At 39.9% G+C, this 23,549-nt stretch carries 17 protein-coding genes; 3 read left to right on the forward strand and 14 right to left on the reverse strand.

Annotation, left to right across the window (positions count from 1 at the left end; all coding sequences use genetic code 11):
- Positions 1–250: 250 nt before the first annotated feature.
- Positions 251–1,483 carry an IS4 family transposase gene (locus FDP09_RS12395; RefSeq protein WP_137402859.1) on the forward strand — a complete coding sequence of 411 codons (1,233 nt, stop codon included), beginning with the start codon at positions 251–253 and terminating at the stop codon, positions 1,481–1,483.
- 259 nt (positions 1,484–1,742) lie between these two features.
- Here the strand turns inward: FDP09_RS12395 and FDP09_RS12400 are convergent, their stop codons facing one another.
- Both FDP09_RS12400 and FDP09_RS12405 read right to left on the reverse strand, forming a co-directional pair.
- Positions 1,743–2,084, reverse strand: coding sequence for a helix-turn-helix transcriptional regulator (locus FDP09_RS12400; RefSeq protein WP_137402965.1), 342 nt, complete (start codon positions 2,082–2,084; stop codon positions 1,743–1,745).
- 187 nt (positions 2,085–2,271) lie between these two features.
- Positions 2,272–2,742, reverse strand: coding sequence for a JAB domain-containing protein (locus FDP09_RS12405; protein WP_137402966.1), 471 nt, complete (start codon positions 2,740–2,742; stop codon positions 2,272–2,274).
- 417 nt (positions 2,743–3,159) lie between these two features.
- On the opposite strand from FDP09_RS12405, the gene FDP09_RS12410 reads away from it, so the two are divergent.
- Positions 3,160–3,591, forward strand: a complete 432-nt coding sequence (locus FDP09_RS12410) for a helix-turn-helix domain-containing protein (RefSeq protein ID WP_229683445.1) — start codon at positions 3,160–3,162, stop codon at positions 3,589–3,591.
- A gap of 269 nt (positions 3,592–3,860) precedes the next feature.
- Here the strand turns inward: FDP09_RS12410 and FDP09_RS12415 are convergent, their stop codons facing one another.
- The 6 genes from FDP09_RS12415 to FDP09_RS12440 form a co-directional block, all read right to left on the reverse strand.
- Positions 3,861–4,202: a DUF5615 family PIN-like protein gene (locus FDP09_RS12415; RefSeq protein WP_137402967.1), complete on the reverse strand. Its 342-nt coding sequence runs from the start codon at positions 4,200–4,202 to the stop codon at positions 3,861–3,863.
- Positions 4,202–4,423: a DUF433 domain-containing protein gene (locus FDP09_RS12420; protein ID WP_187328668.1), complete on the reverse strand. Its 222-nt coding sequence runs from the start codon at positions 4,421–4,423 to the stop codon at positions 4,202–4,204. The genes FDP09_RS12415 and FDP09_RS12420 overlap by 1 nt, the downstream gene beginning before the upstream one ends.
- Positions 4,424–4,684: 261 nt before the next feature.
- The gene (locus tag FDP09_RS12425) at positions 4,685–8,098 is read right to left on the reverse strand and encodes a DEAD/DEAH box helicase (RefSeq protein ID WP_137402968.1); all 3,414 of its coding nucleotides are present in this window, start codon (positions 8,096–8,098) and stop codon (positions 4,685–4,687) included.
- Between the two features lie 43 nt (positions 8,099–8,141).
- A complete protein-coding gene (locus FDP09_RS12430; RefSeq protein WP_137402969.1) occupies positions 8,142–9,869 on the reverse strand; it encodes a HEPN domain-containing protein in 1,728 nt (575 codons plus the stop codon).
- Positions 9,870–10,025: 156 nt separating this feature from the next.
- The gene (locus tag FDP09_RS12435; RefSeq protein ID WP_137402970.1) at positions 10,026–11,339 is read right to left on the reverse strand and encodes a relaxase/mobilization nuclease domain-containing protein; all 1,314 of its coding nucleotides are present in this window, start codon (positions 11,337–11,339) and stop codon (positions 10,026–10,028) included.
- On the reverse strand, positions 11,324–11,725 hold the full coding sequence (locus FDP09_RS12440) for a plasmid mobilization protein (protein ID WP_137402971.1): 402 nt from the start codon (positions 11,723–11,725) through the stop codon (positions 11,324–11,326). Before FDP09_RS12440 ends, FDP09_RS12435 begins: the two co-directional genes overlap by 16 nt.
- Before the next feature lie 334 nt (positions 11,726–12,059).
- Here FDP09_RS12440 and FDP09_RS12445 point away from each other — a divergent pair, with 334 nt between their 5' ends.
- The gene (locus tag FDP09_RS12445) at positions 12,060–12,827 is read left to right on the forward strand and encodes a hypothetical protein (RefSeq protein WP_137402972.1); all 768 of its coding nucleotides are present in this window, start codon (positions 12,060–12,062) and stop codon (positions 12,825–12,827) included.
- Positions 12,828–13,276: 449 nt separating this feature from the next.
- Here the strand turns inward: FDP09_RS12445 and FDP09_RS12450 are convergent, their stop codons facing one another.
- The 6 genes from FDP09_RS12450 to FDP09_RS12475 form a co-directional block, all read right to left on the reverse strand.
- The gene (locus tag FDP09_RS12450) at positions 13,277–13,492 is read right to left on the reverse strand and encodes a hypothetical protein (RefSeq protein ID WP_226334945.1); all 216 of its coding nucleotides are present in this window, start codon (positions 13,490–13,492) and stop codon (positions 13,277–13,279) included.
- A 412-nt stretch (positions 13,493–13,904) separates the two neighbouring features.
- On the reverse strand, positions 13,905–14,615 hold the full coding sequence (locus FDP09_RS12455) for a M48 family metallopeptidase (protein ID WP_137402974.1): 711 nt from the start codon (positions 14,613–14,615) through the stop codon (positions 13,905–13,907).
- Complete coding sequence (locus FDP09_RS12460; protein WP_137402975.1) at positions 14,608–17,850, reverse strand: type I restriction endonuclease subunit R; 3,243 nt, start codon at positions 17,848–17,850, stop codon at positions 14,608–14,610. The genes FDP09_RS12455 and FDP09_RS12460 overlap by 8 nt, the downstream gene beginning before the upstream one ends.
- A 21-nt stretch (positions 17,851–17,871) precedes the next feature.
- Entirely contained in the window at positions 17,872–20,178 is a 2,307-nt protein-coding gene (locus FDP09_RS12465; RefSeq protein WP_137402976.1) for a hypothetical protein, read from the reverse strand.
- A 227-nt stretch (positions 20,179–20,405) separates the two neighbouring features.
- Positions 20,406–21,269 carry a hypothetical protein gene (locus tag FDP09_RS12470; protein ID WP_137402977.1) on the reverse strand — a complete coding sequence of 288 codons (864 nt, stop codon included), beginning with the start codon at positions 21,267–21,269 and terminating at the stop codon, positions 20,406–20,408.
- Positions 21,257–23,548 (reverse strand): Piwi domain-containing protein, encoded by a 2,292-nt coding sequence (locus FDP09_RS12475; protein ID WP_137402978.1) that lies wholly within the window; start codon positions 23,546–23,548, stop codon positions 21,257–21,259. The genes FDP09_RS12470 and FDP09_RS12475 overlap by 13 nt, the downstream gene beginning before the upstream one ends.
- Position 23,549: the final 1 nt, after the last annotated feature.

Consider the following 23,549-nt stretch of genomic DNA (forward strand, 5'->3'; position numbering starts at 1 on the left):
AGGCGGTTACTAAATCTAAATACCTCAAGGTATTAATGATGTGTAGTGGGTTTAATTGTCACTACCTAAGTAATTGTATTCGTAAGCAATACAAGCTAAAGTTGTATTTTGGTTTTGATTTCTTTAACAATATATAATGTTTATTTTTAAATCATTGGTGTCCGGTAAAAAATAAATGAAAGAGGGCCAGTCCATTGCTGAACCAGCCCATTGTGGCTACTTTTGAGTTACGACACAAAAAAGTTAAGCCATGGGCAAAAGTAGTAATTTTAGCGGACAGCCGATATTCAATCAGTTAATAAAGTTCATTGACAAGGGGGAGGTAAGGGAGATAGCCCGCAGGCATAATGCGGAGCGTTATGTGAAGAAGTTCACGACTTATAACCACTTGATAGTAATGCTGTTTGTAGCATTTGAGGGCTATCATTCCATTCGTGAGACACTTGTCGGTTTGTTGGCCAATGCCCATAGATTGGCCCATTTGGGTCTGAACTATGTGGTAAGGCGGAGTACGTTATCAGAAGCCAACAAACGACGTGTGAGCGATGTGTTCGCCGATATATACATGAGTGTGTACCAAAGGCATGGTGACAGTTTAACGGACAGCCGGTTGAAGGATGCTGATATGAAGAGGCTCTATATTATGGATTCTACCACCATTAGTCTGTTCAAGGATATTCTCAAGGGAGTAGGCAGGAACCCGAAAACGGGCAAAAAGAAAGGAGGTATTAAGGCCCACACCATCATCAGGGCGAGTGACCATGTTCCTTATCTTGTCCGTTACAGTGCGGCTGTCCGACATGACCATACCTTCCTGAATGAGGTTTTCAACCTGCCCGGGGGCTCTATCATCACTTTTGATAAGGGATATGTGGATTATGGAAAATATGAGGTCCTGACCGAAAGCGGGATATGGTATGTGACCAGGTTAAAAGACAATGCTGTCTATCAGGCCCGAAAGGAGTTTAATATTCCTGATCGGGCAGATTCCGGAGTACTCAAGGATGAAGAAATCATCTTACGATATGGCAAGAACAAGCAACAGGAGCACCGTTCCAGGAGAATAGCCTATTGGGACAGCAAAAGTGAACGCCCGTTTGAGTTCATTACCAATAATTTTGAGATGGCAGCAGAGAAGATAGCACTCATCTATAAAAGACGCTGGCAGATAGAGCTATTATTCAAACAGCTTAAGCAGAACTTCCCTTTAAAGTACTTCTTGGGCGACAATGAAAATGCCATAGAAATACAGATATGGTCGGCCATGTTGGCCAATCTCCTTTTGACCTTGATCAAAAGCCAGGTCAAAAGGAAATGGGCTTTCTCCAACTTGGTATCCCTGGTCAGACAGCAATTAATGAATTATATCAGCTTGTATAGGTTCCTGGAGGATCCGGAAGGAAGCTGGAGAGCCATCATACAAGAAGATATTTTGAAAAATCAAAACACACTGTTCCCTGAGATGAGGGGGGCTTGCCCCTGACGAAAAATAAATAACCACTTTGTAATCAAGAGGTTGAAAATTGAATTTAACTAATATCCGGGTTTACCGGACAACAATGTTTTTAAATATAATAAAGCTAATAAATAAAAGAAATATCCAAATATACGGTATATATTATTAATAATGATTTCATTTAAGAAATTTACAGTTTTCGGTTGAACTCATATAGATTTATTTAAGCACCAACTTATTATACGAATAATATGAGGAGCAAACGAATTCTAAAAATAAAATCAAGTTATTTCTTTTTAAACCCACGATCCTTAAAGTCTCGGATAGGATTAAAAACAACGCCTTCTATTCTGCTTGATTTCTGTTTTGACGTTATCCAATTTTCGACCTCTTCTCTGATAAAATACAACTTACCAGCTTTTTTGTAATAGGGGATTATTCCCTTTGATACGTAGCTGTATATAGTTTGTCTTTTTAATTTCAGTAAGACACATATTCCTTCCAGCGTTAATATTTGCTCTTTAGGTTTATGGGAAATGCCGGATTCCCTTAGGATTTCAAGTATTAAAGTGTTTTGCTCGATCAATTGGCCAATAGCATTTGGTAAGTCTTCGAATTTAAGCTTCATAGATGTTATTTTGTTTTGAGTAAATGAAAGTATAATCTTAAATAGTTCCTTTTGGAAATATTCACCAGTAGGGCCGGACTCCGGTGATATTTTTTCCGGTTAATATTAAAAATGATGTGCCAAGAATGATCACACTGAAATCAGAAGTAGGAAATAGATCCTATAAGGTATGAATAAGAAAAGGGCACTAAAGGCCCCCTTCATCTGCGTAAGAGTAGTATGTTTCAGCAGTTACAATAATATGGTCAAGTATGGGCAAATCCATTAGTTTACCTAATTGGACCAGTCTTTCTGTCAAGTCATTATCAACTTTACTTGGGTATCGATTTCCAGACGGATGGGAGTGCGATATAATCAGTCCTGACGAATTGGATTTTAAAGCAGCTGCAAAGACCAGTTTAGGGTCAGCGATTGTTCCGGAAGTTCCACCAGTCGATATATTGACTATTCCCAATACCCTGTTGGATCGGTTAAGTAACATGACTTTAAACTGTTCTACGAACTGAAGCTTTGATTTGTCCCAGTTTTCCAAAAGCACGTTATAGGCTTCCTTGGATGAAGTAATCTTCGGAACTTCGGAAAGTTTCATTTCAGGTTGGTAACTAAGGACGATTTCAGCTACTTTGTGGGGGATGATGTTTTTCTTCTGGATATCCATAACATTTCAATTTAAGATTAGAAATTAATTTGGATACCATCCCAGCTTGAGGGCAATCAAGGCCAAGTGGCAACGGAATAAATGAAGGCCCAGCGGGGAGCCCTGTGTTTATGCCGGAAACTCTTGGCCTGCTTCAGCAGCCCGAAAGCTAACTTTGTATCAGATTAATGAATAATATGAAAATAACTTCTTGTATGTGTAATCTGTCCTTTCTAATGTTTTTGATAACCATTCGATTTTGAAAAGAGATTATAAACTTACCACTATTGAGTTAACACCATGAGCAATTTGTTCACAGATATGTAGCTCCATTCCGAGATTGAGCCACTTTCAAATTGTCAGGTATCCGCTGATTTATCCAATTTTTTGAATAACTTAGGGTTTACTTATTTCAGGACTAAACCTTACTTTTACGCCATGAACGACACTGTTATGCCGGAAAAAATCCACCACGGAAGGAATGTAAAGCGCTTTAGGGAAATGATGGGTATCAAGCAGGAAGCCCTTGCCCATGAGCTGGGAGACGACTGGTCGCAAAAGAAAGTCTCTTTGCTTGAGCAAAAAGAAACCATCGAAGATGATCTGTTGAAGCAAGTAGCTGCTGTGCTCAAAGTTCCAGAAGAAGCTATTAAGAATTTTAATGAGGAAGCTGTATTTAACATTATCTCCAATACCTATCACAATGATAGTAGAGATCACTCAACATTGATTTCAAGTTCCGTTAACTATCAACCTAACTTCAATCCTATTGATAAGCTAATCGAAGTATATGAAGAGAATAAACGGTTATATGAGCGACTTTTAGCCAGTGAAAAGGAGAAAAATGAGTTGTTGAAGGGAAAGAAGTAAGCGTTTATACATCCCCCTTAAAAGACCTTGACCCGGCATCATAATCTATATAAAGTTACGACTCTGGTTTAGAGCTTTATGATCCTAATAAGGTTCGGAGAAAACCATTTCTAGTTTGGAAGAAATTGTATTGGAGTTTGGAGAAAAACGACTCTCTTTTGCTATAAGGATGCTTTTTACCAGTTTTCTTGGATATCCCAGTTCGGAGAAAAACAACTAAAGTTCGGTGAAAAAGAAAAATGAGTTCGGAGAAGACTTTAAGATTTGGATCAATCAATTTCCAAGCAGGCGATTTCTTCCTGATCATCGGATAAAATGAAATCAGCTATCACAGGTTGCATGCTTATCATTATTTCAGCTATACTTTTGGTGGAGGTATTACCCATTCTCAACCATATGATTTTAGGTGGGTGCCCCTTGATATTTGCCAATTCATAAAAGTCGGCATCAAAAGTTACAATTGTATAATTTTTTTGTTTTGCGTATTCCCAGATTTCCAAATCCCTGGCATTTTCCAATCCAAGCAACCTAACCTGTTTGGCTTCTGTGTAATAGTCTTTTAAAAGGTTAACTATGCGGAAAGAAACATTTTGGTCAAACAATACTTTCATCAAGCTACCCGGATTTTATGCTCCCTGTCAGCAGCATAGGCAAGACAGGCCTGAATATGTTCCTTGCTTATTTCGGGAAAATCTTCCATTATCTCTTCATAGGTCATTCCATTGGCCAGCCAGCTTAGAACATCATATACCGCTATTCTACTTCCTTTAATAACTGGTTTTCCAAAACGGATATTGGGATCGATGGTGATATATGCTTTGTAATCTATCATTTATACATCCTTTTTCAGCAAGATACGAAAAAACAATGTCAGGGTTAAATATTTCTGACCATCACTTACCTATTTTTTGTTTAGTATACCCCTCGCTGAAGTCCATCCGAAAATTCAATTTCGGAAGAAATGTAGTTGGGTTCGGAAGAAAATTGATGATAATTCAAGTTAATCTCAATGATTCTTATCCCATAGAAATCATAATTATAAGTTGGCAATAAAATTTACTTGCCTAACCTTACATTAATAGAGTTGTTCTTTTTAACCAAACAATTCCAGCAGCCCCTTAGTATCCAAAGACTTAAACAAGCCCTCTTCACTCTGAATCAGTCCGGAGGCCAATTCTTTCTTCTCACGCTGCATCTGAAGTATCTTTTCCTCAACGGTGTCCTTGCAGATCATGCGGTAGGCCATCACTTTTTTGTCCTGACCAATCCGGTAACAGCGGTCGATGGCCTGTGATTCCACGGCAGGGTTCCACCAGGGATCGACCAGAAACACATAATCCCCAGCCGTAAGGTTCAGCCCGGAACCACCTGCTTTTAAGCTTAAAAGGAACACTCTCACCGAATCATCTTCCTGAAATTGCTGTACGGCCTTTTTTCTTGAAGCCTCAGAGGTCTGCCCATCCAGGTAAGAATAACAGATGCCTTCTTTTTCCAGTGCCTTGCCGATAAGCTTCAACATGCCCGTAAACTGAGAAAACACCAACAGTTTATGATCGGCTGTTTTTTCGATAACCTGCTCCATCAATGCTTCCATCTTGGCAGAATTGCCCTCATAATTATAATGATCCGGTACCAAAACGGGGTGGTCACAAACCTGCCTTAACCGCATCAGGCCTTCCAGGACCTTAAGCTTGGAGTTGTTTAGTCCCTCTGTGGAGATTTTGTCTTCGAGCTCTCCCCTGTAATAGTTCCGCAAGGTCTCATAGGCCTTACGCTGTTGGGGCTCCATTTCACAGTACATGACCATTTCGTTTTTTTCAGGCAGGTCCTTGGCCACTTTTTCCTTGGTCCTTCTCAGGATAAAGGGCTTGACGGCCGTTTGCAGGGCATCCATTCTTGGTGATTTATCCGCCCTTCCCTTTTCCAGAAAGATTCTTCTGAAATTTGCCTCGGTACCGAAGAAGCCGGGATTGACAAAATTCATCAGGGCATATAAATCCATTACACTGTTTTCAACCGGGGTTCCCGAAAGGGCCAACCGATATTGGGCGTTTAGCAGGCTTATGGCCTTATAGCGATCAGTACCTGTATTCTTGATGGCCTGGGCTTCATCGGTGATCAGGTATTGGAATTCCATATTGCCTAAGAAACTGATATCTGATTTGACCGTATCGTAGGTGGTAATGACCAGATCAAACAGATGTAATCCTTCTTGCAGTTGTTGCCTTGAATGCCCATAATACTTGCAAATGGTCAAGTCAGGGGTGAACCTATCCGCCTGTTCCTCCCAATTATAAAGCAGGGATTTGGTGGCCACAATCAAATTGGGCTGTTTTCCGCAGATCTCTTTGGTATGGAGCAATAAGGTCAATACCTGCAGGGTCTTGCCCAAGCCCATGTCATCGGCCAGTATTCCACCCCATTCTTCCTCCTGCAGGGCCTTCATCCAGTAAAACCCTGCTTTTTGGTAAGGTCTTAGTGTTGCCCTGACCTTGGGAAACCTTACTCCATCCTTTAATACGGGGTTCTCCAAACGCTTTCTTTTGGTTTTGATCCAGTCGGTGATGTCCTTGGGGGCGTTTTTCCCATACAGCTTTTCCACCATTGGAAAGTGGAGCATGGAAAGGCTCAGTTTCCCGTCCCTTTCCTGTCCCAGGGATAACATGCCCCTCAGTCTGTCCTGCCAATTCGAAGGGATTACCCCTTCCTTACCATCCTTTAACCTGACCTTTCCGTCCTGTTTGATGATCGCGTTTCTCAATTGCTCAAAGTCCAAAAGATTATCGCCAAACCTTACCTGCAGACCAATGTCAAACCAGCCCTTTTCGGTATTGATATCCATATGGATATCCGGACTGTAGGGATGGTAACCGAACCCTTTGATGCTGTCCACTCCTTCAATGGGAACTCCTACTTTTTTCAATTTTGAAAAGGCTTCAAAGAACCAGTAATCCTTTAAGAATTCATCTGTAGGAAGCTTTAGGAGCTCTTTGGAAGCTTGCTCTTTAAAGGAAGGGTGTAGGCTGTGAATAAGCTTTTTGAAAGTCTTTTCCTCCTTTTCGTCCCTTAACTGCACTGTCCTTTTGTTACCGTCAAATAAGAGCCATTGTGTACCCTTGGTAAGGATGTTCACAGGCTCGTTCCTTTCCAGGTATTTTATGTACGGGGTAAGCGTAATGCTGTTATTTATTTGGGATACCCATAGCCATTTTTTCTCAGCGGTGAGTCGGTACGTTTGAATATATAAATCCCTTTCTACCTTGAATTTAAATTTTACCGGATAATGGGTGCAGAGTTCTGGTAAGACATTGTTAAGGAATTCATCACCATAGGTTTTATGGACAGTGAATGGTTCTTTATCGGTAATCCACTTCCAGATTTTTACATCCCGGAGACAGGAAGCCGTATGGGTAAAGGAATGGTGTTTATGTGACCTGAAAAACACGGGGAATTCCTCTGGGAAGGATTGTTCCACTTCCCGGTATTTTCCGTTGTGGAGCATGAAGGCCTTTAGCCAATAACGGTTATCAATTTCTGTGAATTGGAATGAGGGCTGGAATTTGGCCTCTGAAAATTCAATGCTTTCCATATCCGTTTTGCGGGGCCGGTTCTTAAACTGTTTTTTCCTGTAGCAGAAATAGGAGAAAACAAATCGTTCGCGTTTCAGCAAACGGATTGCCTTTTCCCATAGCTTCCAAATATCCTTCTCGAATACCTGTTCCTCCAAAAAAGCTTTTTCAAACAGCACCCTGTCAACAGGTTCAGATAGTTCTTCCAGCCTTTCGGAAATTTTCAGCAGGGCAATTTGATTGTCGGACAGCTTAGGTAATATAGGTGTTATCTGCTCGGATTTAAAACTGATAAATGACCTGATATTATCCCCATCCAGTGTGGTCCGTCCCAAGAATGGTTTTAGTATGGGATATCCCGAAAAGTGTTTGAGCGTCGGGATGCAAAAACAGAGGCATTCAGAATTATCAAAGCAATTGTCCTCCTTGTATATGACTTTTTTGAAAGGTTTTATTTCACTGGGGAGAAAAACCTTGCCGACGCGGTCTTCGGGCCGAATGGTGGCATCCAAATACATGCCGCTTTCCTTCCATGTAAAATCATGGGGATACTTTTTTGCCAATGGGTAGTGTTCGTGGGTGAAGAAATCGAAAATATTTTTCAAAATGCCCTCTTCTTCCAGGTACTTGAGTACAAGAAACTCATAAAAGGACAGATGTTCCGGTGAAGCGACATCAGCATTATCCTCCCTTAAGATGACCAGACTTTTTGTGGAGACAATGAGGTTAACGTCTTTTCTGCCGGAGCCTAAATAAATACATGCTTTGATCGTCACTGAATCCAATGTCAGTTTTATGTCGGGCCAAACATGTGGCATCTTTTTCCTTTTCAGAACTTTTCCGGTAATCTTGGTTTGGAGATCATCAAGGTTTAGCCTGTGATCATCGTAACTTAAAAGCAGTTCAAAATTTGAAGGGCGTATAATGTCTGGTTTCATGTAAAGTGGATTAAATATTGGAAAATTAAGATGAATAGGCTGTTCAGGAACTAATGGCTGTTTTATTGTCCTGTTCAGAATCCTGCATCAACGATTGCAGTTGTTTGATTTTTTCTTCATGCAGTTGTTGGAGGCTCTTGGCCAGTTCGGGTATGCGTTCAAAAATTACAGGGACATGTCCGGTATCAACCTTATAACCCGGATTGAACCGTGTTCCGGAAAAACTGGCACATAGGGATTTCAGGAGTTCTTCTGCTTTATACTCTTCATTTATAAATAGTTCTGAAAAGGTTGAGGTGAAATTTCCACATAGGGCAAGTAGATAGGAAAGCGATCTGAATTTGGGAATATAGCCCATGTAGGTGTAAATGATGCCCAGTGCCAGCTGTTCAACCCCAAGATGAAGAAGGAACATGGACACCTCTGGACATTCCCTGTCGGAACACTCTACTGCCTGGAAATAATAAGAAGCCCTGTTATATCTGGTCTGCCAATGGGCAATGGTGGATTGCTGGACATACTGATAATCCGGTAGAGAAACCTTAAAACCATTCCCATCCTGTTTCCCATAAAATAGATGGCCGTTTTGGATGATGGTATTGAAGAACCTGGATTGTTTCTTCAGGGAATCATCCACTTCTCTTTTAAGATGGATAATGGCAAATATGCCCGTGCCCGACGCTTGCGCTTCCAGACAAAAATCCTGGATGGGGGAAGGATCCGGTTCATTTGTAATAATCAGGAGATCATACCTTGATTCGATGGAGGAGCTTGAAAACATGAACGGACTGAACCCTTGGCCTTCTCGGGTCTGAATGCCGAAACAATAGACATATTCGATATCAAATTTATCGACCAGGTTTTCCAGAAATGTTCTGAGTTCTTGATTCAGCCCGGGCTTGATCAGGGCTTTTCGGTCTTCATTGCTCATAGCAGTAGTTTTTGTGGTAGTTGAATTTATAGGAGTAGGAGTGAAGGCATCAATGGCGGCTTTATAGGAACTGGGAACCTGAAACAGCCTACTTATAAATTTCTCCATTAGCTCGGGCATACTGGCAATTTCATCTTTTGCAATGGTGAAGTTGGGGCAGTACCTGGCACCTAAATAGGCTTTTTCCAGTAAGGGAACAGGAGAAATGGCATTATGGCCTTCAGTCAGCAAAATGGTTGAAAGGGCAGGGGCATAATATTCAGCAGAGAGGATATGGCTGGAAAGCCAATGGCTCCGTTTGGCCTTTCCCAGGGCAAATACCTCAGCAGCATGAAAACCAAGCTCTAGGGCCTGGTGGAACATGAAAGCAGCGGTGGCATAATCATTCTTTTCCCAATAGTCCAAGGCTCCTTGACGGAAGGCTACTGCTTTTTGCGCAAATGCGTTGAATTGCGAAATGGAAGCATCGTACCTGCTTTCCAAAAACTTTGTGGAAACTGTTTGAAAGGAAAGGGGGATTTCGGGAGAAACGAGTCTTTTTTTCGATAGGTGCAGCAGGTGGAACAGGCCATCCCTTTTCATCCCTGCCTTCAAACCCTGATAATGGCAAAAAGCAAGGTTGGCCAGCCTCAGGGGAAAGCGTCCGGAAGTTATGATTTTTTCCCTTGCCCTTTTGATGGACAAAGTGCCTCCATTGGGAAGTGCTACTAATAGAAAAGGCGGAAATGTCTTCCCGTCAAAAGGAATAGGATCTACCCAGAATAGTGCTTTTGCCTCTACACATTGTTGAATTTCACCAAGATTGTCCTTGGTGATTTTATAGGTTTTGTAGTTCTCCATAATCCCGCTGTTTTACCAGCAAGGAAGAAATGGAGGGATTTCTATCCTATTCGGAAGCGGAATAGGTTATTCTGTGACAGGGATTTTTTATCCGTGTTTGATCTATTTGGTTTCCATTGAATGGATGAAAATGTACCGTGAGAATAATTATGCGTTTTACTGAATATATCGACGCTTTCTTTTTTTCTTTCTTTTTATCTCGTACGGTTCTGGGGGAGCGATCCGCAATTCTGGGGTAATGAGGATATCCACAGCTTTTATAATTGTGGCAACTATTATTTCATTGATATCACTCAAGGTGGAACCATTAGGGCTATGACTATTGCCTCTGTCCATAATCCAATCATTGTCCAGGGGCATTTTCCAGGATAAAACCTGATCATCACTTATTTTAATGCCAGGATTCATTTTCTGGGCATAATCAGCATCCAACTTCATCATCAACTTATGGCCACTCAAGGAACGGTCAAGTTCAGTAGCCTTGAATACTGCTCGCTGGCCAAAATCCAATATAGTGAGCCCATAAACCCTGCCATCAGCATTGGTATGGAATCGTGCCCTGAGAAGGTTTTTTCTTAATTGTCGGTGGAATTGTTGTAAGGGGTTGGGGGATTGTCTGGCAATCTGTAACGCATGCAATAAACTGTTTTGTGCAGAAGGAACCAACCTGTCCCGCCTGTATTTTGAAGATTTGAACTGTCGTTCGAGAGTTTTCATGGTTGGCTTGTCGTACAGCTTACTTGCTTTGATGGAATTCCCCACACGGTTACCTTTCTCATCAAGTATGGAATAAACAAGCCCTTTGTTTTGGTACATGCGTGTGCCCGGTTCTCCCTGAACGGCTTCAACATTGAACTCCTTTAGAAGGGTGTTGAACTGGGCAAAGGAAGTGAAATTGTAGTGGGTAAGAATTGGAGTGACCACACTGTCGATGGTCTCTTTAGAAGGTGATTTTCCATATACCGCCTTTTCCAAATCCCTAATTGGTATTCGGTTTCGCTGTCCTTTTGCAGGTGTCAGGCCCCTTTCTTTTTCGATGGCCTTTCTGGCTTTTTCCGATAAGGTCTTTCCCAGGTTATGGGTCTCGATACGGTTTCCTCCATGTTGTATATTGGTGGATACCAAATGGACGTGCTGGTGCCCAGCATCAAAGTGTTGGTACACCAGAAAGGGCTGGAGGCCAAACCCTATCCGTTGCATATAATCCATCGTAATTTCCTTTAACTGGTTTTCATCCAGTTTATCGTTAGGGGAGAAGTTAAGGGAAATATGGATCGAATTGGTCTTTACCCTTTTGTTCTGGTCGGTCAACGCTTTAAACCGCTGTAGCTTTTGCTGAAAGGTTCTGGTTTTTCCGTCAGTGCCAAACCCATGTGCCATGATCAATTTGGCATCCCCGGTCTTTAGTTTCTGTTTATTGTATTGAAGGATGCCATGGATGTTCTTTCCGGTACTTATTCTGACAACCATCCCTGCTTGTTATGGGAAAGGAGTTTTTCCAGACTGTCCATTTGTTTACCGAATTGTTCCATTTGCTTCTCCACTTTTCTGACCAGCTTTTTCTTTCTAAGGGGATCTTCAATGCTGTTGAAATAACGGGTGATCTGGTTGATGTTGACCCCTATTGCGTGAAACTCCATCTGTAGGATGCTGAACTCCTCCAATACCCGCTCAACGCTGTCATCATGGGTCTTGCAGATTATTGGTCTGTTGGAGAGCAGTTCCCTGACAAGGGCACTCATGGTACGGTGTTCGGAGCGTTGCAGGGTGTTTACCAGCTCCCGGTATTTTCTTTCTCCCAAGCGGCTTTCCACCCGGTAGGGTAGAGCCCCACTGGTTTTCTTTTTTCTTCCCATAAATTATTTTTTAAGTTAATATTCGAGAAAAAGTTGATTTAGGTTGCACCATAAACTCAGCCTGATTGATTTTTGATCCTTCTAAGGTCAGAAATAGATTTGGGAATTTTTCACCATGTGAACCGAAGTGGGGTGTTTTTGTAGCGAAAAATAGTCCATGTGGATTGTCCTAAATTTAAAAGTGTTCAGTTATAGCAGTGTGTGAATGATAGAAAATAGTTATGTCATTAGTTTAAAGGAATCAAATGAGAATCCTTTAAACTTTAGAGGATTTCAAATATTTCAGCGTAAGAGGTAGATTTAGCAAGGTTTTTTTATTAAAACGATTATCTTAGTGGGAAACAAGTTAAATGTCAAACACTTGGTGCCGATATATGATGTTAGGTCTCCTATGCGAACATTGACAGTTATATTTATAACCATAAGTTTTTCCACTTTCGGACAGAGGTTCCCGGTTATTCTTGACCCCTACGAGGCCGACGGGACCTTCTCACCTGTTAGTATGATCCAAGGTGGATTTGAGATTATTGGCATTTCGGGCAACTTTGAAATTTTCAGACCAAATGATTTTGACAATGTCAATTATCGAAATGACAATGTTTTACATGATCATCCTCCCATATTTTATGAGCCAGATGAAGTTTTCGATACTACCTCAATCACTATAGATTTGGTTGTCGATGACGAAATTCCAATAACCGAACAGCCTCCACCGCCCCCGCCTGTTGCTGAAGCAATTAGACCCTATTCATTTGGGAAAGGGCTTTCAATTAGAGTAGACACCAGTCAGATAATTTCTATTCCTTATTACATAGATAATGCAGTAATAGACCTTCATGGGGATGAATCTGTCAGAGAGATTTATGAATCCGAATTAAATTTCTTGGATAAGTATTACAGTCGATCAACTAACATGGTTGAAGGGTATCCTGTACTGATAGAAAACATTTCCGATTCGACATGGAATATCGACACCCTGGAAGGTTGGATTTATATGATTCAAGAAGCGATGAACCAACAAGGTGAGTGGAAACCTATTGAGTATATTGATTACCGAGCCGTTTGTGGAAACAGTTTTTGGTCGGAGAAACTACCCCCCTAAATATTATCTGATTTCAAAGATTTACAGATATGACGGTGAATTCAATACAAAACTACGGGTACGCTTTGTGACAGAAAACCAAATCTTTATTTCCAATGAATTTGCGGGGAAGGTAAACCCTTCACAATTTGAAGTGCCTGAATTTCTGCCACTCTTTACTGATGACATTAACCGACACTATTTGAAAAAATAATGGTGGATTTAATACGAACGTAAAATCAAGTTTATCAATATGGAATTCATGAGGCTAAGTAGATTTTTAATTTTCTAGCAATAGCTGTAATGTGAGTTCCGAACATCCACCCTTGCGACTCCGGAGCTAAATGGGGTGATTGGGTTTTGTTGTAGACAAAACTACATCTTGCTCATTGCCAAAACGCAATGCCATCCTTTGGAAAAGCGGGTGCTTCGCCTTTCCAAAAGGAGATAATAATGTTGGAATGCGAAGGCTAATTTTCCAGGTTCCACACCCATTCGTCTGCGGCCATTACCCAATCTCTTATCGGTGCTCCGGTTTCGTTTTTCCAGTCCATGCCCTGGTAATAAAAATAGAATACCTCGGCTTCGGCCTCAGGGATATGAAGGTAGTTGAAATAGGATTTTACTTCTTCTAATTTCGGCGGTACTTGTCTTGAAAATGATAAATTGTGAGCATCTTGTGTCATGTCGGATTTCATTTTGATGATGCTCAAAATTGTGGAAGTGACCGTTGGAATAGTCACACTGAAACCCGAAGGGGGATGAGTTTTTTTTAGAAATTTTCTTTAAATGTGGTGGGTAAAAAAGCAAGAGTGTTTCGCTATGGAGCTAAGAGAAATAGTGGAATATTCTTGCTGCGCGTCCCTAAAATCGGGTGAAAGGAATGAGGAACTTGAGTTTTTTATTAGATTTTCCAAAAAAACTATATTGAATACGTTTGATCATAAATTAATTTGTCATGATGAGCTCAGCAGAAAGAATCTATCAAGAATTGATTAGGGAACCAGCTTCTATATGGTATATATCCGATGAATTTGGTTCAAAAATAATGGTCAAGACCTATGAGACAAGCATAAAATAAATATTGTAATAGAGAGACTAAGTTAAAGACATCTCTAACCTCTCTTTCCATTTCTTCCAATCAGGCATTATTTTCTCCTGTAAATCGTAGAAAGCTTTGGTGTGGTTGTGGTGTACGATATGGCAGAGTTCATGAATAATGACATATTCAATACTTCCTTTAGGTGCTTTGATTAATTCCGGGTTTAAGATCACTTTGCCTTTGGGAGTACAGCTTCCCCATCTTGTCGGCATATGGAGGATTTGCAAGGTAGGCTCCTCAATTTTATACTTTTTGAAAAGGGGTAATAAAGATCGTAGTGTGGCCTTGAAATGGCTGGTTGCTTTCTCTCTATACCACTCCTTTAATAGTTTTTCAGGGCTTTGGCTTTCTCTTTTGAAAACGATTAAACGCCCTCTGTATAGCTTCACTTCATTGGTTTGAGCCGGTTCTATTCTCAATCGGTACTGTCTGCCTAAGTAAAGATGTGTTTCCCCGTTTACATATTGCCGGGGTGGAGTTAAGGGATGATAGGATAAAAACTCATTTTGCTGTTTGAGTATCCAGGGAGCTTTCTTTTTAAGCTTTTCTTTCAGGTTGTCTTCAGATGTCTCTACAGGAGCAATTACTTTCACTGAGCAATCAGGGTAAACACGAATGCCCAGGGTCTTTCTTTCCTGATAAGTCAACTCATAGCTTATTTCTTTGGAGCCAAAAGAGAGTTTTTTGTACAGTATATCCTTAGACATATTTCAGTTTTGCTACTTTTAATCCTTCTTCTACAAGTTGATCAATCAAATCTAGGGGCAGGCTCAAGCCTTCCTTGCCTTTCAGGTCAAATAGGTAATCATCAATATCAATTCGGATTTTTCCTTCTATATCTGATTTATTGGGCCAGTCGATAATTAGCCTCCCATTTTCAAATACGCTATCTCTTATGACATCATCGATACCCTCAGCAACATGTGCAGCTTGCTCTTTATCGGATATATGTTCCTTGAAAATTTCACCGATGAGGTTATAAATGGCAATGGCGTTGTCTTTGCCTACAAGGTTCTCCGGTACATTTGTTTTTTGTCCATTGTGAAATGTCTCTTCATATTCCTGAGCTTTTCTGAGATATTCTACTTCCGAGATCCTCTGTTGGTGATAGTCTTCTATCGTATCCCGGATCAACCTTGAAAGCTTCTTATAGTAGACCGGATCTTCGTTCATTTTTACATTGATCGCCTTAATTGTCCGGCTGGCAATATGATCCGCCTTGGCTGCTTTGCTGGTAAGTTTTTCTACTTCTTGTTCCCGTTGTTCTTTGTCAAAAATATTAACCAGTTCCGTAATTTTCAGTACTTCTCCTTCGGTAGTGATGTGCTTGTCAATTAATTTCTGTACCTGTGGTTCGTACTCTTTGTATTCCAGGTCATCAAAATACCTTCGCTTAACAGATATTCTCAAGGCAAGGAAGAACTTGGCGTCTTGCTTGTATTTGTTGATCTGCTTTTCAGGAGTTTGAGTAACAAACTCAAAACTCGATAAAGCTAATTTTAATAAGCGGGCAAAGACAGAAACCTTTTCATAGAATTGGTGTCTAATGGCTTCATCCTGCAATAGTTCTTCGTAAGCCGGTTCATCGTATTTGTTCTTGATTTCCTTAAAGATGTCCCATACTTCTGAATGTGCCTGTGGAAGTTTTTTTATTTCCTCACTAATGTTGGTAAATGTTCCTTCCAGGTCGGCACTTTCAAAATCCATATCACCTGAATAGGTTTTTAATGCTTCATCGAGGTTGGCCAGGTTGCCATAATAGTCAACGATCAATCCATGTTCTTTTCCGGGAGCCAAGCGATTAACACGAGCAATGGCCTGTAAAAGGGTATGCTCTTTCAATTGGCGTGTGAGATATAGGACGTAGTTATTAGGAGCATCAAACCCGGTTAATAATTTGTCTACCACGATAATGATTTCAGGATGGTTTTGTTTTTTAAAAGCATTGATCAGTGATTTTTCATAGTTTTCTGCCTTACCATATTTATCCAACATGGCTTTCCAGAATTTTAAAACTACGTCTTCACTTTCCTCAAATGCATCGTCATGATTTTCCCGAACATCAGGAGGGGAGATCAATACTTCACAACTGACCTTGCCGATTTCCTTTAAGTATTCCCTGTAGCGAATGGCTGTAGTTTTATTTGGAGCTACCAATTGCCCTTTGGCTTTTAGTGTGCCAAATGAAATGCCCTGGACATGTTGCTCATAGTGATCGGATATGTCCCAGGCACGGGCATAGATGATTTGATCTGCTTTGTTGAGTTGATTGGTGGAACTGAATTTGCGTTTCAGGGCTGCTTTACCATAAGGTGTTAGTGGCTCGGAAACCCTGTCAAAGTAGTTATCTAAAGGCTTTTCATTGACTTCAATCAGGTTGTGACGACCTTCATATAACAGTGGGACCACTGCACCGTCTTCCACTGCATCAGTAATGGAATATACATCGATCAAGCCTCCAAACTTATTGGCTGTACTCTTTTCCTTTTTCATCAGTGGAGTACCTGTGAATGCAATGAAGCAGGCATTTGGGAATACCTTTTGCATTTTGATGTTGAAGTTTCCGTATTGGCTTCTGTGGCCTTCATCCACCAATACAAATATGTCTGGTGAGTCAAAAGACTCTTTACTGCGGTTAACGGCTGCCTCAAACTTGTGAATGAGAGTAGTAATCACGGAATCGGCTGAACTGGATAACAACTCCACGAGGTGTTTTCCGGTTTGTGCATTATCAACGGGGAGTTGACATTTTTTGAAAGTTTCCGTGATTTGATCGTCCAGGTCGATTCGGTCGGTTACCAATACGATTTTTGGGTTCTTAATATCCTGGTGTGTGGCGATAAGCTGAGCTAACATCACCATTGTGAGGGATTTTCCACTTCCTTGTGTATGCCAGATAACACCCCCTTCTCTTCGTCCTGATGTATCTTTTCGAGATACCTTTTGCAGGGTGTTTTTTACAGCAAAGTATTGCTGATAGCGTGTTACTTTCTTGATGCCATCATCATACAACGTAAAGTTGTACATAATATCCAGCAGCCTTTGAGGCTGGCAAAGGCTGTATAGCAACCTGTCTTGTTCGGTAGTGGTTTGGTTTTCTTTTTCTAGGTTCTCAAAGAAGTCCCACACGTTCTTAAATCGTTCTTTGAAGAGTACTGTTCGCTCATTCTCCGATAAAGGTCTGTTTTTGAGCTCCTGAAGTTTGTCCTGCCAGGCTGTTTCTTCCGCTTTTTTATGGAACAATTCTTTCCAGATGCTCCAAAACTCTTTTCCCGTAGCTGTAGTAGCATAGCGAGCTTCATTGCAGGCCAATCCCATGACCAGGTTGGAATACTGGTATAATACACGAATACCATCTTCCTGTTGATTGCGAAGGTGTTGTTCGATGGCCTTATCTACAGGTTCCTTGATTTTCGGACTTTTACATTCTATCACCACCACTGGAATGCCATTGATAAAAAGTACAATGTCCGGGCGGTAATGGCTATCCGTTGCACTTTCATTTCGTCCTGAACGTGTTACACTGTATTCTTCGGTGATATGGTAGGTATTATTCTCCGGGTTTCTCCAGTCAATGTAGTGGAAGGAAAAACTCTTCTTATCTCCTAATACTGATTGCTCAAAGCTTTTACCCAACGTGGTGAGTTCATAAAAAGTTTTGTTGGCTGCCATAAATCCGTCTTGTACAGGAAGATCCCGCAAAGCCAGTATGGCACTGTTTACATTGACTTCTGAGAAGGTAAATTCTTTTTGTTTGTATTCTATTTTATTTATGGATTGCAACTGCTCTTTGAGGATCGTTTCCAACAACACGTTAGATGTTCTTCCTCCTCTGGCCTCCAATGCCTGCTCAGGGGAGAGGTATTTCCATCCCAAATTCATGAGCAGCTTCAGTGCCGGAAGCTGTGAGATATGATCTTCTTTGAATGAGGGTATATTCATAACTTTTTCAATATTATTTGACTATTCCAATTCCCTAAGTTTATTTCTGAGTCCTTCAGAAACTTTATGGTTCTCCTTTCTTGCTTTGATATTGCCCTCATTCCATAACCTATTTTGTATTAGATATAGAAAAATTAGAATAACAGGAACCATTATTGCACTTGCTGTATTATAGCGATTTGCTTGATTGGTAATTGGGTTTTGTTCTAATGGAAGCACAAAGAATAATGCGGCAAAAACACATGGAATTACCCAAAGCAAATGCCACCACGTCTTCCTTTGCCATTTTCTCACATCAGCATCCTTTTCTTTTTCAATTTGGTCTTCGATTTCAACTCGTAGTTTCTTTTTTAGGATCTCTGCTTTCTCTTTTTCCCTTTGGGCTTTTGCATTTGCTTCCCCCGCCTCAAAATTAATTTTCTCTTGACTGCTTGCTGCATCTACTGTTTTTTCCAGACTATTCACCCTCTTACTCACCTTTTCAAGTGCCTTTTCGTACTGCTGGACATCAGATTCTAAAATTGATTTTATAGCTTCTAATTTTTGGTTTTCCTTTGCCCTCGTATTCGCGGTTTCTGTTGTCAAAGCCAATTCCTTCTGGGTATTCTCCAGTTGTTCTTGAAAGAATCTAAATTCCCTGTTGAGCTCAGATTCAATAAATTCACCTTGATTAAAATCTTCTTTCTGAGACTCTTTATGATACTTTTCAAGGAAAATATCTTGAGAGATTATATTGTAGACTACTCTTTCATCGTCAATACCTTGCGATTTAAGGTAGTTTACAATTTTTAGGACATCTCTTGATTTTGAAGAATCCTTATGAAATCCTTTTGAAGTAACCGCCTTTATGAAGGCTTTCTTATAATCTTTGGTTTGGATCGGTAAAATCCTTACCAGCTTGTTAAGGAGAAAAGAAGGTTTGAAAAAGACGGGGAAACTTTTGACATCATTATCATCCTTTATCTGGGACTTATCAAACTGGATTAGCAGGTCGTCTAAGGTCACGCCAAAGTATTTGATAGAATTGAGTGACACTTCTTCACCTTTCATTTCCTTGAGGCGGCTTTCCAATAGTAATTCGCGAAGAGTTATATCGTGCAGTGCCTGCTTCTCGCTTTTTTCTATTGGATGAAAAGGAATTTTTTTTGAATCATAGAATTCTTTTTTGATTTCATTTTTGCGGTTAATGTATTTGTAGAATTCTTGAACTTTCGCATTGATGTAGTCCTCACCGAGATGTTCAATTCTTTTGGCATTCCGTGCTATTTCGATGGTTTTATATTTGAGCGTTGTTTGGGATAAGCCAATGGCTTCAGACGGATGAATCGTACCCTCTCTGTTTTCCAAAAGACCTTCGTAGAACTTTTTCGAAAACCCATCAAGGTTTTCGCTTTTCAACATTGCTTTGATGGAGCTATCGGTTAGCTTATCATCTAAGAGATCGAAATCAGCCTTCTTTTTCCCAAGTTCTTTATAGGTAATATCTGAATAGCGCAGTTTGACCTTAATATGCTCTTTATTTTCTCTTACCAACTGGATAAGTGCTTTGCAAGCTTCATTTTCCGGGTGGGAGTGGAGGTCTAGCAATGAGTACAAAACATTCGTATCGAGGTAGAGTGTCCAATCTACAATTTCGTGGTTGATAGTATCTTGAGCTACATCCGCTTGAAAACCAAGTGAAGAAAATGAAAGGGTCTTCTGTGCCAAGTCGTTAAGAAAATTTAGGTCTTCCGTTGAGGCAAAATCAGGGAATCTTTCAATTACATATTTGAATAGGGTTTGAAGTTCTGGGGCATCAATATTCTTCATTGTAATTGAAAGAACGCTTTCGTAGTAGCTGTTCCCATCTCCATTTTTTATATGAGGATGTAACGTTTTGATGGCATCCTCTCCATATTCATAAAAAGAGTTATACAGATACTCTAAAAAGGTGTCCCATAGTAATTTTACTTGATCACCTTTTAAATCATGACCAAGATCATCTTTTATAAAGTTCTTGAAATTTTGATATCGACTTTTCTCCTGATCTCTTGCTTCTACGTCTTGAGTATCAATTGTCTCTTTCTCTTCTGCTGATAAGGAAAGTATCTTCTTCTCTTCAACGATTCGTTCTTCCTTTAGAAGGAAATTGACTACTTCATCCAATTCAGGTTGGTATGGCTCAAAGCTGAATTGCTCATTAATATATCCAGCTAAGTCTTTACGTTCACAGGAAGATATCTCATTAAGAGTTCTAATGACTACGGAAATAAATGTGTCCCTTCTGGTATCGGAAGCAGCAACCGACAAAGCGGAGAGTATTTTTATATGGTTTTTAAAATCTTTCATAACTTATCAGTTCAAAGTTTTAACTCGAATCACCCCTGTTAAAAGCTTTTGCATTAAGCCCTTTTTCTGCTCCTTGAGGATCTTTTCCAACAACACGTTAGATGTTCTAACTCCTCTGTCCTCCAATGCCTGCTCAGGGGAGAGGTATTTTCATCCCAAATTCATGAGTAGCTTTAGTGCCGGAAGCTGTGAGATATGATCTTCTTTGAATAAGGGTATATTCATAATTACTTTGTATTTTGATAGCCAAAGGCTCTTAATATCAATTTTTGAAACTTGGTTTTCAGTTTAGGAATAAAGTTGCCTGACAAACCAATAATCGCTCCTAACCCTATAATCAGACTCAGGTCGTTTACAACCAGTTTTTTATCTTCAGGTAGTAGTTGAAGAACTTTATATGCTCCGTAAAGAACACCAACAATAAAAAGGTTGTAGGCCACTATTGAAAAAACATTAATTCGCTTCTTAAAGCGAGATTCGAACTCTAATAAACGAGAGACTTCGTCTGTATCTCTTGGTAGTTTAAACTGGATAATAATATCAAATGCTCGGTAATAAACGATGCGTATAAAATCGTTGTTGAATGATTCTTTTGTATCACTCATAGCATTGTACGCTTCATTTAATTGGTCATTGGAGATTTTAGATTTATCCAGTAAAAACAGGAATGCCAAAACCAAGGACTGATTATTGGCTTTGCTTTGATAATTTCCAGTCAATAAATTTTCAAAAGTGGTAGTGGTTTTACCCTTTGCTCTGTTACGGATAACACCTAAAAGCCAGTCTTTATCACAATCAAATTTTAACACCCCAATTACCAATGTGAAAATCAGGAAGTCGTCATGTACAAATGGTGCAGCAGAGTTCTCGGAAACTTTCCGCTTTGAGATTTTGGTGTACTGTGTATTAAAATCTGCCTTTGCATTCTTTTTTATTGCTTGTATAGAAGAGTAGTAGATAGCATCCGTTTCAGAAACCTCATTGGGCTGAGTTGTCAAGGTTTCATCAGATACCAAAGCAAACAGAGCCTTTTGCTTTGGCTGATCCGATAGGCTGCTTAAATAACTATGTTTCTCTTCTATAAAAACCATTTTTTTCTCTTTAAGGTGTAGTTCAGTTTATCAGCATCCCATTCCGGTATGTTTCTCATTTTTCCCAGGAGCCTGGAAATAAGATTAGAATACAACATGGTTGCTGGTTCTTCTCTTGGCAAAAAGCTTCTCCAGGACAAGTATGTGAATGAGTAAATCTGCTGTGTGATATAGTTCAAATCATAGAACATTAAGTCCTTTAATTCCGAATCGTCATGATTCCCTTGGGGTGTTCTAAGTTTAATTTGTATAGGAGTGCTCATACCGTGCTTGGCTGTTTTCAGCTCTCTTGCACCAAGCATCTGAACCAAGCTTGTTTCATCATCAATAAATACGTTGCTTCCTCGTTGAGGAATGAATTTTCCAATTAACTGATTAGAACCATACTTTTTTTCTCCCTGCTGATTCGTATCAAATAATATGCTCGGATGGCTTTTGCTAATTGTTACAAATGCAAACTTGATGTTGAATTGACTAATGTCTTTTACCAATTGACTAATAACATCAAACTCAACATTCTTTATGGGTTTGAAAATGTGAAAAATCAAACGTACCGTATCACCCTCTTGCCAAGCGTATTCGTCAGAAAGTCGGGTAATGGAACTCTTCAAACTTTTAAGTAATTCTTCAAAATAGCTTTCATACGGCACATCTTTCACCTTATCACCTAAAAGGTATTGACCATCGCTAGACATGAAGGTTGTAATACCCACAACACGGCTGCTCTCAGCTCCTTTATACATTCCGCTTCTCAACCAACTGTGCCCAATGCCAATTACTATCTCTCTATCAACTGAGCGTTGAGCAGGCAACACCCAAGGCGTACCACCAAGCTTTGCATAAATTTGTAATGCCAATGGATTAAGAATGTACTCGGAATAACTTGAAAGCGTTGTTGAACGAACAAATTGCACCGGTATTTCTAGCGAAAGTAATTTTGCTTTTATTTTATAATAAGGATTATCCCGATCTGATAAATTTCTGAACCTATCAGGAATTTCAATAATAGCCAAATGAGGCTTTTCATCATCATAATTGCTTATCACTCCCAAGTAATCTTCCAGTTGATAATCTGAGGTTTCCTGAATGATATAATTGACCTCTTGTAACTCATATTTCTTTAAAAGTCCTTTTTGGAAATATCTTGAATCAGGCAACCCGTCTTTTAAATGAGAAAGGAACTTAGTGAAATCCCCTCTTTTTGCTCGATGACAAATACTTAATACGAGAGGGTTTTTAATGTCAAAACTAATGCTGTCGTATGGGCCATAATTGGATAAGCCCATATCAGCATTCATATTATTTTTCTTAGTGCCGGCATGATCGTAAATAAACGTAGGCGTTTGCAAGTTCATGCTCTTTTGCACCTGCATAGGTATACTATCTACTTTGAAGCAGAAGCCATCCTTATTTTGAAATAGAATCGGATTGCCTTTATCAGAGAATAGATGTTTGGCAATATTGCTTATTTCACTGAACTGATTGACCGGGTTCTGTTTCTTGATACGTTCTTGACTAACGGCTGCCAAAATTTGATCGCACTTTTGCTCACCGGTAGCAAAATTCAAATAAGTCTGAATGTTACGTTTGGTTTTTCGTATAAAAAGCTCTTGTAAAGGAAAGCTCTTTTCACCCTCACTGGTAGATACACTTGCGGTATCTCCATTGATGGATTGCAGCGTTCCTACAAAGTCTTCATTGGGAGCCAGTACATTATCTAATCCTGGAAGTGTTTCGGCATGCAGCACTTCAAAGTCTGTTAAGTCAAACCCTTCTTGATTGAGCTCCTGACATGAAATGTTAAACACCCAGTTTCTTCGGATATTAACCACAAAGGCAAATCCTTTGGCATTGTTGATATTCGTTTCTCGAAGCTGAACTTCAATAAGCTTTTTGAAAGCAATTTTATGTTTAAGTTTTTCGGGCAGATAGCTTAAAATTAAATCATCCTTTTCTTGTCGAGAGTAAAAACGGAAAGGATAAAAATCTACCGGAATAAACCCTTGAAAACGGTCTTTAAAGGTTCTGAAAAAGATGTGTTTTGCCAATGATGCGGTAACCTTGGCATCATCATATACCGAACGTCTTTCAACTTTTCCGGTAAGTTGGTTTTCTTCATCTTCCTTATTGGATATAACAATTAAATTACCATCCCTAAAAAACGAATATGAAGCATTATACACCTGCCTCAACTCTTGCAAACGTTCATCAGAATAGGGTTCTGTGATTACCTGGTAATCTGTAAAATCAAATTGTAGGGGAAAGTAATTTAACTGCATA

The organism is Echinicola rosea, assembly GCF_005281475.1.
Taxonomy (GTDB): Bacteria; Bacteroidota; Bacteroidia; order Cytophagales; family Cyclobacteriaceae; genus Echinicola; species Echinicola rosea.